At 43.5% G+C, this 12882-nt stretch carries 15 protein-coding genes; all 15 read left to right on the plus strand.

The annotated features are described in order from the left end of the window. The first annotated feature begins 184 nt into the window (after positions 1-184). The 15 genes from eutA (at position 185) to ACQ4KW_RS05180 (ending at position 12869) form a co-directional block, all read left to right on the plus strand. Positions 185-1612: an ethanolamine ammonia-lyase reactivating factor EutA gene (gene eutA, locus ACQ4KW_RS05110; RefSeq protein WP_430885453.1), complete on the plus strand. Its 1428-nt coding sequence runs from the start codon at positions 185-187 to the stop codon at positions 1610-1612. A gap of 31 nt (positions 1613-1643) precedes the next feature. Next, entirely contained in the window at positions 1644-3008 is a 1365-nt protein-coding gene (locus ACQ4KW_RS05115; protein WP_430885454.1) for an ethanolamine ammonia-lyase subunit EutB, read from the plus strand. A 14-nt stretch (positions 3009-3022) separates the two neighbouring features. Next, a complete protein-coding gene (eutC, locus tag ACQ4KW_RS05120; RefSeq protein WP_430885455.1) occupies positions 3023-3895 on the plus strand; it encodes an ethanolamine ammonia-lyase subunit EutC in 873 nt (290 codons plus the stop codon). Between the two features lie 12 nt (positions 3896-3907). Further along, positions 3908-4561, plus strand: a complete 654-nt coding sequence (eutL, locus tag ACQ4KW_RS05125; RefSeq protein WP_430885456.1) for an ethanolamine utilization microcompartment protein EutL — start codon at positions 3908-3910, stop codon at positions 4559-4561. 9 nt (positions 4562-4570) lie between these two features. Next, positions 4571-5323: a BMC domain-containing protein gene (locus tag ACQ4KW_RS05130; RefSeq protein ID WP_430885457.1), complete on the plus strand. Its 753-nt coding sequence runs from the start codon at positions 4571-4573 to the stop codon at positions 5321-5323. Between the two features lie 2 nt (positions 5324-5325). Then, the gene (locus ACQ4KW_RS05135) at positions 5326-6762 is read left to right on the plus strand and encodes an acetaldehyde dehydrogenase (acetylating) (RefSeq protein ID WP_430885458.1); all 1437 of its coding nucleotides are present in this window, start codon (positions 5326-5328) and stop codon (positions 6760-6762) included. A 121-nt stretch (positions 6763-6883) separates the two neighbouring features. Beyond that, a complete protein-coding gene (eutM, locus tag ACQ4KW_RS05140) occupies positions 6884-7174 on the plus strand; it encodes an ethanolamine utilization microcompartment protein EutM (RefSeq protein WP_430885459.1) in 291 nt (96 codons plus the stop codon). A gap of 58 nt (positions 7175-7232) precedes the next feature. Beyond that, complete coding sequence (locus tag ACQ4KW_RS05145) at positions 7233-8054, plus strand: cobalamin adenosyltransferase (protein WP_430885460.1); 822 nt, start codon at positions 7233-7235, stop codon at positions 8052-8054. 11 nt (positions 8055-8065) lie between these two features. Beyond that, positions 8066-8725 (plus strand): phosphate propanoyltransferase, encoded by a 660-nt coding sequence (pduL, locus tag ACQ4KW_RS05150; RefSeq protein WP_430885461.1) that lies wholly within the window; start codon positions 8066-8068, stop codon positions 8723-8725. Further along, positions 8725-9555 carry an ethanolamine utilization protein EutJ gene (eutJ, locus tag ACQ4KW_RS05155; protein WP_430885462.1) on the plus strand — a complete coding sequence of 277 codons (831 nt, stop codon included), beginning with the start codon at positions 8725-8727 and terminating at the stop codon, positions 9553-9555. The genes pduL and eutJ overlap by 1 nt, the downstream gene beginning before the upstream one ends. A 1-nt stretch (position 9556) precedes the next feature. After that, positions 9557-10228, plus strand: coding sequence for a hypothetical protein (locus ACQ4KW_RS05160; RefSeq protein ID WP_430885463.1), 672 nt, complete (start codon positions 9557-9559; stop codon positions 10226-10228). Positions 10229-10264: 36 nt separating this feature from the next. Beyond that, on the plus strand, positions 10265-10546 hold the full coding sequence (locus ACQ4KW_RS05165; RefSeq protein ID WP_430885464.1) for a EutN/CcmL family microcompartment protein: 282 nt from the start codon (positions 10265-10267) through the stop codon (positions 10544-10546). A gap of 11 nt (positions 10547-10557) precedes the next feature. After that, positions 10558-11913, plus strand: a complete 1356-nt coding sequence (locus tag ACQ4KW_RS05170) for a 4Fe-4S dicluster domain-containing protein (protein ID WP_430885465.1) — start codon at positions 10558-10560, stop codon at positions 11911-11913. Continuing rightward, the gene (locus ACQ4KW_RS05175) at positions 11906-12454 is read left to right on the plus strand and encodes a BMC domain-containing protein (protein WP_430885466.1); all 549 of its coding nucleotides are present in this window, start codon (positions 11906-11908) and stop codon (positions 12452-12454) included. Before ACQ4KW_RS05170 ends, ACQ4KW_RS05175 begins: the two co-directional genes overlap by 8 nt. A gap of 16 nt (positions 12455-12470) precedes the next feature. Beyond that, on the plus strand, positions 12471-12869 hold the full coding sequence (locus ACQ4KW_RS05180) for a hypothetical protein (protein ID WP_430885467.1): 399 nt from the start codon (positions 12471-12473) through the stop codon (positions 12867-12869). The last annotated feature ends 13 nt before the right edge of the window (positions 12870-12882 follow it).

Below are 12882 nucleotides of genomic sequence, written 5' to 3' on the forward strand. Positions count from 1 at the left end.
ATGTAAGTCGCCAGATGTGAAAATAAAGCGGCAGTAAAACAGAATATTGATGACTGTACAATGGCGTACTGGAAACAACAATGGTGTTAAAACACGGTAATTTACCGGGTTTTAGCACCATTTTTTGTTTCACTAATTTCGAAAATATAGATTTTAAAAAAGCGGATTAGAAATGAGGGAGACGATGAAAGATTCACTCTTTAGTGTCGGAATAGACATCGGCACATCAACAACTCAACTCGTATTCAGCAAATTATACATAGAAAACACAGCATCGGCATGGACAGTTCCAACGGTGCAAATTATTGATAAAGAGATTGTCTATCGCAGTGACATCCATTTCACACCCCTAAAAAGTGAAGAAATAATCGATGCCCAATCTGTTCGTGACTTGATTGAAAAAGAATATGTAAAGGCTTCCATGAAACCTGAAAATGTGGACACCGGCGCAGTGATCATCACTGGAGAAACAGCCCGCAAGGAGAATGCTGAGGAAGTTTTGAATATGCTAAGCGGTTTAGCTGGTGACTTTGTTGTTGCCACAGCTGGACCAGACCTTGAAGGGGTTCTGGCAGGTAAAGGGTCAGGTGCCTGGGAATATTCAAAGGCGCATAGCCGTACGGTTATGAATTTTGATATTGGTGGTGGCACAACCAATGTGGCCATTTATAAAAATGGTGATGTGGTTGATTCAGCCTGCTTTGATATTGGCGGTCGCCTTATTAAGGTTGATGAGAGGGGCGCTGTGACTTATATGTCAAAAAAAATGAAGGCCCTGTGTGACCACCTAAACATTGCCTTAAAAGTAGGTCAAACCATGGAAAAAGAGGCTTTGGGTCTCATAACAGAGACCATGGCAAAGGCCATTGTTCTCATCGCGACCCACCAAACGCAAGACCCAATTTACAAACTGCTTATAACAGATCATGGTCTGAGCTTTAATGGAAAGATTGATGCAGTTTGTCTCTCGGGTGGTGTTGCAGATTGTATGCATAAAAACACAGAGGAAGATTTCCCTTATGGAGACATCGGGGTCAAGCTAGGACAGAATATTGACAAAATCTTAAGAACAAGTGGTCTGGTTGTTGAAAAAGCCATTGAAACAATTCGTGCCACTGTCGTAGGGGCAGGTTCCCATACAACAGATGTCAGCGGAAGCACCATAAGATTTGATGCATCTGTCCTCCCAATTAAAAATATACCGGTTATAAGACTCTCTGCTCAAGAAGAGAAAATGGCGGGACAAGAGCGAGTGGATGCCATAAAAAAAAGAGTGGACTGGTTTAAAGGACAAAGCAGTGGTGAACTTGTAGCCCTATCTCTTATGGGAAGCAAATCGCTGGGATTTGATGACATGCAGGTTTTGGCAGAGGACATTGTTAAGGGCATGGAAGGCATAAGAAAAAACAGATTGCCACTGATCGTGCTCCTAGACAATGACTTGGCCAAGGCGCTTGGACATAGTTTAAAAGGGCAATTATTACCGGATGAACCGGTAATTTGCATAGATTCGGTGACCGTGGACAACGGAGACTACATTGACGTAGGACGACCAGTCGCTGGTGGACAGGTGGTTCCGGTGATCATAAAAACTTTGCTGTTCGGGTATTAGGACAGGAAAATCGGGTGAGAGGAGTAGAAAAATGAGACTCAAAACATCATTATTTGGTCACAGCTATGAATTTGGCAGTGTCAAAGAGGTCATGGCGAAAGCCAATGAAGAAAAGTCCGGCGACAAGCTGGCGGGTATTGCAGCAGAATCAGTAACTGAAAGAGTTGCTGCAAAGGAGGTACTCAGCCATTTAACGCTTGAGGACATCTTTAACAATCCAGCGGTACCTTACGAGGAGGACGAAGTCACACGTGTTATTTATGATGATCTGAACATGAGAACTTATGAAGAGATCAAGCATATGACAGTGGGTGAACTGCGTGAATGGATTCTAAATGAAAAGACAAGTGGAGATATGATCAAGCATGTTTCACGGGGTCTGACATCAGAAATGATTGCGGCAGTAACAAAACTTATGTCCAACCTGGATTTGGTTCACGGTGCGAAAAAGATTCGAATTACAGCACATTGCAACACGACAATCGGTGAAGACGGGGTGCTTGCATTCAGACTGCAGCCAAACCATACAACAGACAACCTGGATGGAATTATGGTTTCCCTGATGGAAGGTCTAACATATGGCGCAGGGGATGCGGTTATTGGACTGAACCCTGTTAATGACACGGTTGAAAGTGTTTCAAATGTACTAACGATGTTCGATGAATTCAAAAGAAAATGGGATATTCCAACGCAGCAGTGCGTTCTTGCACATATAACAACACAAATAGAAGCTGTTAAACAAGGTGCACCAACAGACCTGATCTTCCAATCCATTGCAGGGTCAGAAAAAGGAAATGAAGCCTTTGGCGTAACAGTGGATCTTATTCAAGAAGCCCAAGATCTTGTCTTAAAGCAGGGCACTTGCACAGGACCAAATGTTCTGTATTTTGAAACAGGCCAGGGATCTGAACTTTCAAGTGACGCCCATCATGATACAGATCAGGTCACAATGGAAGCAAGATGTTACGGTCTAGCAAGACGATTCAAGCCATTTATCGTAAACACGGTGGTTGGATTTATTGGACCAGAATATCTGTATGACAGCAAGCAAGTTATCCGTGCTGGTCTTGAAGACCACTTCATGGGCAAGCTATCAGGCGTTTCAATGGGTGTTGACGCTTGTTATACAAACCACATGAAAGCGGATCAGAATGACATTGAAAACTTGGCAGTGCTTTTAAGTGCGGCAGGCTGTAACTATTTCATGGCAATTCCTGCAGGCGATGACATCATGCTCAACTACCAGTGTACTGGCTACCATGAAGTACCAACACTACGTAGCACAATGGGACTTAAGCCAATTGGTCCGTTTGCTGAGTGGCTTGAGAAAATGGAATTTGTTAAAGATGGCGTGCTAACGGATCGTGCCGGTGACGCATCTGTGTTTATGAAATAGAGAGGAGGCCCGTCATGAATGAGAATCAATTAAAAAGCATGATTGAACAAATTGTTAATGAAATGAAGGGTTCACAGGCAAGCGAACCTGCAAAGGCGACGTGTAGCGTCAATGATAGTGATGCGTGCTTAGCTGAAGACATTACAGCGTACGAAATGGAAGACTTTCTGCGTGTGCCGTCTCCTGAAAACGAAGACGCATATAAGAGCTACAAGAAGAACACACCTGCACGTGTGGGCATCTGGAGAGCTGGTCCGCGTTATACGACGGAGACTATGCTTCGCTTTAGAGCTGACCACGCTGTGGCTCAGGATGCTGTATTCTCAGATGTTTCTGAAGAGTATCTTGCAGACAAGGGTTGGCCAGTGCTTAAAACACGTGTGGAAGATAAGGATGAGTACATAACAAGACCTGACCTTGGAAGACTTCTTGATGATGCATCAGAGAAAGAGCTAAGGACACTTCAACCTTCGGCGCCTCAAGTTCAGGTTTATATGTCAGATGGTCTGTCATCAACAGCTATTGAAACGAATGCTTATGATACTTTCAAAGCCATTGAACAAGGTCTTAAAGGACATGGTCTGACTATGGGTAAGCCTTTTTTCGTGAAATACGGTCGTGTTCCGGCAATGGACCACATTTCAGAAATCACAGGTGCTGATGTAACAGTTGTGCTTATTGGCGAAAGACCTGGTCTTGCAACAGGCGAGTCTATGAGTTGCTACATGATCTACAAGGGCAAGGTTGGTAATAAAGAATCTCTTCGTACGGTTATCAGTAACATCCATAAAAATGGCACACCAGCTGTAGAAGCCGGTGCCCATATTGCTGATGTTATCAAGAAAATTCACGAAATGAAGAAGAGTGGCGTCGATTTAAAACTTTAGGAGGTACTGAAAATGAAGAATGATCCTTTAAAGGCCAGTGTACTCAGCGTCAAAATGATTCCCAATGTGGATGACGATATGAAAAAAGAACTGAATCTGCCAGATGATCATAGATCGATCGGCATGATCACAACAGATTGCGATGATGTGGGTTACACAGCCTTAGATGAAGCGACAAAAAAAGCAGAGGTATCTGTTGTATATGCCAAGTCCTTCTACGGTGGTGCGGCCAATGCAAATACGAAACTGGCTGGCGAATTTATCGGAATCCTTTCTGGTCCGACACCGGCTGAAGTTAAAAGTGGTGTCAACGCAGTGATTGATTTTGTAGAGAACGATGCTTGCTTCTACAGTGCAAATGAGGACGACAGCATTGCTTACTACGCTCACTGTGTGTCAAGAACAGGTACATACCTGTCTAGCGAATGCAACATTCCTGAAGGCGAAGCCATTGCATATCTGATTGCTCCACCAATTGAAGCCATGTATGCCCTTGATGCAGCCCTAAAGGCAGCAGACGTTAAAATGGTACAGTTCTTTGGACCACCATCTGAAACAAACTTTGGCGGCGGTATGCTCACAGGCAGTCAGTCAGCTTGTAAAGCGGCGTGTGATGCATTTGCAGATGCTGTTATGTTTGTAGCAGACAACCCGACGAAGTATTAGGAGTCCCTTATGAATCGTGCTATTGGACTTATTGAAACCAAAGGGTATGTCGGCGCCATTGAGGCGCTTGACGCGGCACTGAAATCAGCCAATGTGACTTGTCAGGGCAAGGAACTCTCAACAGGTGGTATGGTGACCGTTTACCTGTCTGGTGATGTTTCAGCGGTACAATCAGCTGTTGATGCAGGCAGTTCAGCGGCCTCGAGAGTTGGTCAACTTGTGTCATCCCATGTTATACCTAGACTGGCATCTGGTCTTGAAGTTCTTTTTCAACCAGATGACAGTGAGAGTAATACATCTAAAGCTAGACAGAAATTAAAACAAGCGTCAAATGAGAAGCCGCAAGAAGAGCAAAAACAAAAGAAAAACCTAAACATCGATGGTCGTAATAAGAGCACTCAAGACCCTGACATAAATTCAATCAAGCAAGACGCTGCAAGTGGTCTAAATGCAGATCAGTTCAAGTCAGAGAAAAATGATTCAGTGACTTCAAATTCAGAAACTGAAAAAGTGAAATTGAATGAAGTGGACTGCGAAGAAGAAAACTCTGATGTTGAAAAAGAGAGTCAAGACAAAGTGACATTCGGTGGTAAAAGCTATGATGTCTTTGGAAACAGTGGCATAGTCAAACTAAAAGTCACTCAGCTTAGACGCCTAGCTCGACAGCTTGAGATCACAACAATGCAGCGAAACAACATAAAATACGCGAATAAGAAACAACTCATAGAAGCTATTCGCGACCATATAAAAGGAGGTCATTAACCGTGGTGAATTTGGATAAAGACCTGCGATCTATTCAAGAAGTAAGAGATCTGGTCAGCCGAGCAAAAGAAGCTCAAAAATCATTTTCAAAACTTGATCAGGCATCTATTAACAAGGTCGTTGATGTACTAGCAAAGGCGGCATTTGAAAACGCAGAGAAGCTTGCCAAAATGGCAAATGAAGAAACAGGATTCGGGAAATGGCAAGATAAGAAGGCAAAAAATGTCCTTGCCAGTGAAAAACTGAATGCTTATATGAAAGATATGAAAACTGTAGGCATCCTAAATGAAGATGCAGAGAAAAAAGTTGTAGAGATCGGTGTGCCAATGGGTGTTATTGCAGGACTCATTCCATCAACAAACCCGACATCGACAGTCATTTACAAGACTTTGATTTCTTTAAAGGCGGGGAATAGTATAGTTTTTAGCCCACATCCATCCGCATTAAGATGCATTTCAGAAACAGTTTCTGTTTTAAAAGAAGCTTGTATCAAGGCGAACGTTTCAGCAGATTTGGTCAGCTGTATTTCTATCCCAACCATGGAGGCTGTTGATGTTCTTATGAAGCACGATGATGTCAACATGATTCTAGCTACAGGTGGATCTGCGATGGTTAAGGCGGCTTATAGTTCTGGCACACCGGCTCTAGGTGTTGGCCCGGGCAATGTGCCTGCATTCATTGAGCGTACAGCCGACGTAAAAGTTGCAGTGGAAAAAATCATGCGTTCTAAAGGCTTTGATTACGGCACAGTGTGTGTGTCTGAACAGTCGATCATTGTTGAAACATGCAATGAAGACAAGGCGCGTCAAGCGATCATAGATAATGGCGGTTTCTTCTTAAAGGGGCAAGCCCTAGAAAAAGTTAAAGCCATTATGGAACGTCCAAATGGTGGCATGAACCCTGCTATTGTAGGAAGAAGCGCTCAGTACATTGCTGACATGGCTGGTATTGAAATTCCTGATGGAACGACCCTTCTTCTTAGTGATGAACCAGGCGTTGGCAGAAAGCATCCTTTCTCTAAAGAAAAGCTGACACAGCTTATGGGCTTTTATGTTGTAAATGACTGGAAAGAAGCTTGCGAACTTTGCATTCAGCTTCTTGAAAATGGTGGGTTAGGACATACTCTATCACTTCATTCAAATGATGAAGATGTTATACGAGCTTTTGCCCTGGCCAAACCGGTTTCAAGATTCCTTGTGAACACACCATCAACACACGGTGCTGTTGGTCTAAGCACGGGACTTGCTCCATCCTTCACACTAGGCTGCGGCACAGTGGGTGGCAGTGCTACAAGTGACAATGTGACACCACTAAACCTGATTAACAAGCGTGCTATGGCTTATGGTCTTGAAACAGAAACGCCAGCACCAGTTAAAGAAGAGGAAAACATCGACATTGATGCCATTTGCGCGATGGTGATGGAAGCCCTTTCAAAATAAACACTTGAGAATATCATGAAAATTTATGGAGCCTCATAGGTTAAACTTGGTTTTCTTGTAAGGCCTAGAGAGCTTCAATACAAACAATAAATAAGATGAATACCTAAGGAGGATTTTTATTATGGCTACACTAAACGCACTTGGAATGATCGAAACTAAGGGACTTGTTGGCGCAGTTGAAGCAGCAGACGCAATGGTTAAGGCAGCAAACGTAACACTTGTTGGCAAGGAAAAAGTGGGCGGTGGTCTAGTAACTGTTCTTGTACGTGGTGATGTTGGTGCTGTTAAGGCGGCAACGGATGCAGGTGCTGCAGCGGCTGAACGTGTTGGCGAACTGGTTTCAGTTCACGTTATTCCAAGACCACATGGCGAAGTGGAATCAATTCTTCCTTCAATCCTTTCAGCTGACTAAGCACTGGATAAGGAAAGTGGGGAGTCTACGTAGACTCCCCCTTTAAAGGAGGCAGGCCATGAGTGTGATCACGGAAAGTGTACTAAGAAGTGACTTTAAAAAAGAGGTTCCAAAGGTTTTAGAAGTGAAAAAGAGTGATATTTTAACACCTTCAGCCAAGCAGTATTTGCGTGAAAAGGGTGTTGAGCTCAAAATCACAGAGGCTCTTAAAGGGAAGTCAGATGGAGAAAACAACTCACAAAATTCTGATGCAAAAGCAAAACCTGAATCTGGATATAAAACAAATGACTACAAGCCTTTTGAAGTCATGGAACAGGGATTTCAGCCTAAATTTGTATCTGAATACGATGGAGGCATGTACGAAGAAAAACCAGAATACATGACCCATTTATATGGAAACAGGCTTGTGTTCAAGGATGATGCTCGTATTGTTTTTAGGGGGAAACTGGACAGTTTTCAAAGCCGGATTCTCTCTCTCCAGATCACATTAAAAAATCTGGGCATGGAAGACCTTGTGACGGATCTAGAAGAAGTTTTAGAACTCACACGAAACATCCTAATGTCAGAAGTGAAAGATTTGCCCCTTGAGACTGGAACGCTCTTTGGACTAGATGAAAGCGGAATTAGAGCACATTCTCATAACCCTAAAAAGTACTATGGTGTCAAACATTTTGTACCGGATGCAAGCATGGGTGAGGCTATTATTGGCCTAAATGCTTTACGAACTCAAGTCAGAGAGCTTGAAGTGGCTGGCATGCAAACATTTAGAACGGGCACTGTGGTAACACATCAAGACATTATTCGCACTTTGAATCGACTTAGCAGTGCGATCTATATTCTAATGTGTCGAACGCTTGGGGAACACACAGCAAAAAAATAGGAAGTGTAATTATGAAATCTGAAGATATACGTAAATTAGTGGAAACCATTGTAGAGCAAATTCTTGGGCAAACAGGCCTAAGCAAGACAGTCGACAGCTTCCAAGTGGAAGCATCGGGACGACACGTTCATCTGAGCAAGGAAGATGCCATGACCCTGTTTGGAAAGTCTGAACTGACACAAGTCAAGGAACTCTCTCAGCCAGGTCAATACCTTTGCAAGGAGAAAGTGACACTGATTGGACCAAAGGGTGTGATCTCTGGTGTGGCGGTGCTTGGCCCTTGTCGTTCAAAAACACAAGTTGAAGTGTCAAGAACAGATGCCCGCGCTTTGGGTCTACGTGGTCTTATAAGGGATTCCGGAGACCTGGAAGGCGCTGAAGACATAGTTATCTCTGCCGGTGGCAAGTGCCTTGAGGCAAAAGGTACAGTCATAGCAGCAAAACGTCATATTCATATGCGTCCGGAAGAGGCCAAAGCCCTTCAAGTGACTGACAAAGATATTGTCATGGTTAAAGTGACAGGCGAGCGACCTCTTGTCTTTGATGACGTCCTTGTACGTGTAAAGGATTCGTATAGACTGAGCATGCATATAGACTATGACGAAGCCAACGCTGTCGGTCTGACGAAAGACTCAGTGGGAAAAATCATTCAGGAAAAAGGTGATCGCTAATGAATTTGGAGCAAGCCAATCGACTTATTGAAAAAGCATCCAGTGCCATAACAGAAACATTTCCCTCTAAGGGCCAGTACCGCGTGGGAGTCGATCTTGGTACAGCCTATATCGTTTTGGTTGTTATCGATGAAAATGACAATCCAGTGGCAGTGGAACTTGAGTTTGCTCAGGTTCTTAAAGATGGTCTGGTTGTTGACTATATGGGAGCCTGTGACATAGTGCGTCGTCTGAAGGGGAAGCTGGAAGAACGATTGGGTGAAACATTGCTCCATGCTGCGATAGCCATTCCACCGGGGACGACTGAAAAAGACACGAAAACCCATCAATATGTTGTGGAAAGCGCAGGACTTGAAGTGTGCAATATTGTGGATGAACCAACGGCAGCCAATGCGGTCATAGGAATGAAAAACGGAGTCATCGTTGACATAGGCGGTGGCACGACTGGTTTGTCCATTTTAAAAGACGGTCAAGTGGTGTTTGTAGTGGATGAGGCCACAGGTGGCACCCATGTTAGCCTTGTGCTTAGTGGCCATTTCAAGGTGGACTTTCAAGAGGCGGAAGCCATTAAGAAGGACCCCAAAAGACAAAAGGATGTCACGCATATTGTCAGACCTGTGTTTGAAAAGATGGCTGAAATTGTCGCACAAAATATTGAAGGCCACAGGGCAGATGAGATTTGCCTTGTAGGTGGTACTTGTCTCCTGCCGGATGTGGAAAAGATATTTGAGAAGAGAACAAGTATAAAAACGTGTAAACCAGATCAACCCCTACTTGCTACGCCCCTTGGGATTGCTCTGAATTGTTTCCCGCAAGGAGGCGATGAGTAAAGTGAACGATCAAATAATTAATGAAGTGGTAAAAGAAGTTTTAATTCGCATAGGACATTTGAAACCACTCAAGCTTTTAAAAAACGCAGATTACGATGCTGTCGATTTAATAGGTTTAGAAGAGACTTACGGCTTTCGTACTGTGAAGCAGGAAGATATTTGGAAGGATAGACATCCTCTATTGATACCAAGACTGACCAATAGACAACTCATATCCATATACAATGGAAATCCGTGTGATCTTGTAACGAGTTGTGTGATCAAGGGCCTTCTCATAGGTGCCAAGGTCTATGTTTTCGAAAAAGACGTTGAACTCCTGAACTCTGATATTGCTGATACCCCTTTTACAAAGCGATATAAAGAAGCCTATGAACTCCTAAAAGCTTCTGGTCTGGATGTTTTTGAAAACACGACAAAAGAAGGCAACCTGACAGCAAGTGAATATGAGCCGGTGATAGAGGCTTTTAAAACAGAAGCGGACCCTGTCCCTATGAAGACGTTCAAAAAAGAGGTTCAGTTCAAAGACAGCAAAGTCCTTGGACAAAAACAAGCAGAGTCATTTATAAACACTGGCATGCAGAATTTGTTTATTGAACGAAAGCACCTGGTTACACCTCTTGCTAAAGACATGTTACGTGAAGCTGGTGTGGTTATTGAAGTTGTAGATTCATAAAAGTCGTTAGGTTCTTGGTCAAGAAAGGTTGGATCTATGATTCTAGGTAAAGTTATTGGTCATGTTTGGGCAACGCGAAAGGAAGAGTCCCTTAACGGACTTAAGTTTCTTGTGATTAAGCCCATTGACCATTTAAATGGTGCGGACAGACCTGAAATAACAGCGGCTGACGCAGTTGGAGCAGGCATAGGTGATACGGTTATGGTGGTCAGAGGCAGTTCAGCTAGAAAAGTGCTTCAAAAAGATCATTGTCCCATTGACGCTATGGTTGTTGGCATTGTTGACGAAGTGGATGTGGATGAGACTGTGGACATTTAGGAGGCAAGATTTTGAACTTCATTGAAAACGTTAAAGCATCAGGTATTGTAGGTGCGGGCGGGGCAGGATTTCCTTCCCACGTTAAATTCAGTGGTCAGGCCTCATGTTTCATTGTCAATGGCATTGAGTGCGAGCCACTTCTTGAAACAGATAAGTATTATATGAGACACCAGGCAGCTGACCTTGTGGCTGGTGTGAACCTTATTTCAAAACAAATTGGGGCCACTCGATCAGTTATTGGAATCAAGGCGAAGAATAAAAAAGAAATACAAGCCGTGCGCAGTGAGATTGAAAAGCAAGGCCTTGACATTGAGATACACGAATCAAAAAATTATTACCCCGCAGGGGATGAACAGATGCTGATTAAAGATGTGACAGGTGATAGTGTTGCACCTGCATCCATTCCTTTATCTGTGGGTGTTGTTGTATCCAATGTGGCAACTGTGATTGACGTATATAAGAGTCAAAAGCAGACGAAGTTTGCAGTGACCCATCGTATTATCACTGTAACGGGAGCGGTTCATAAACCAACCTTAATTCATGTCCCTGTGGGAACAAGGATCTCCGAATGCATCGAGCTTGCGGGTGGAGCAAGCCTGGCAGACTTTAAAGTCATTCTTGGGGGCCCTATGATGGGAGCCCATTGTGATGGTCTAGACATTCAGGACACATATACAAGCAAAACCCTGGGTGGCATTATTGTACTTGCAAAGGACCATCATATTTTTGAAAAGGGCGGCTTATCAGACGATCAGGTTGTAAAACGTGCATCTGCAGCATGTATCCAGTGCCGTATGTGTACGGACTTGTGCCCAAGATACTTGAATGGTCATCCCCTTGAGCCCCACAAGATTATGCGGGCTGTTGGAGCAGGCACGAAAGATTTTGAAGCTTTAAAAAGTGCCCAGTTATGCTGTGAATGCGGTGTGTGTGAGATGTATGCATGTCCCATGGAAATGTCACCAAAGAAAATGAATCAGGCTGTTAAAAAGCATTTGTCGCAAAACGGCATACGCTACACGCCAGAATCTGGGGAGACAGTTTCCAGTGACATGAGACCTTATAGGCAGGTTCAAACGGATAGGCTGGTTGCCCGTTTAGGTCTAAGTCCATACATGCATATTCACCTAGACGATGTGATAAGATACACACCCGAGTCGGTGACTATAAAGTTAAGGCAGCATATTGGTGCGCCAGCTCAACCTGTCGTTAAAAGTGGACAATATGTTGAGACAGGTGCTTGCATTGCTAGAATTCCTGATGAGGCACTAGGTGCTCAAATACATGCAAGTTTATCAGGCCGGGTTGAGGTCTATGAAGATCGTATTATAATTACAGCAAACCAGGTGGAGGAACAAGATGATTAGGACTCTAGGATTAATAGAACTCAATAGCATTGCCAAGGGCTATGAAGTGGCTGATGCCATGCTTAAAGTAGCAGATGTGACGCTTTTAAAGGCCCATTCCATTTGTCCAGGGAAATTCATAGTCATGGTTCATGGAGATATTGCAGCGGTCAAATCTTCTGTTGAAACTGGTGTGGAGATTGCTGGATCATATATGGTGGATAAACTTGTACTGCCAAGCCTGCATGCAGGCATTATTCCGGCTATTACAGGCACATCCACTGTAGAAGTGAATGATGCTCTTGGAACACTTGAATATTTCAACATTGCATCGGCTATTATCGCAGCAGATGCTGCGGCAAAAGCGGCTCATATTTCACTCATTGAAATAAGATTAGGTTACGCTGTAGGAGGCAAGGCCTTTGTGACCCTAACTGGTGATGTGAGTGCAGTGGAGTCTGCTGTATCAGCGGGTCAAGAAGTTGGAAAAAATAGTGGTATGCTATTTGGCACCAGTGTTATTCCAAGAATGCACCCGGAACTAAAGGCGGCTATACTGTAAGCCAAGGAGGAAGCAGATGGGAAAAGTACTGCTTACGAAAAAGAATTATAAAGAACATTTAACCATTATTGATCAGACAGTTTACATGGAAGGCAGTTTTATTGTTTCACCTGGTGTGAAGGATATTCTTAGAAACCAGGGCATTGCCATCAAGTATGGCTCTCGTCCAGCTAGTAAAAAAGATTCAAAGAAAGATATCCAGGAGAATCAAGAGACTTGTTCTCATAGCCATATGACATCCGTTCATGAAAGTGAACAAGCTGTCGAGGCTGGTCAAAATAGTGAAGATAAAAAAATGTCAGCGAATGAAGTTACACGTATAGTGAGGCAAGTTCTTGAAAACTCGTTTGACACTGTTGATGAAAACTTGATTGAAGAGGTCCTGCGAAGGCTTCTTAAAACGTATACATTCTAAACACTGGAGGGGA

It is taken from the genome of Tianxiuia mixotrophica, from assembly GCF_050596425.1.
Classification (GTDB): domain Bacteria; phylum Bacillota; class Clostridia; order Peptostreptococcales; family Acidaminobacteraceae.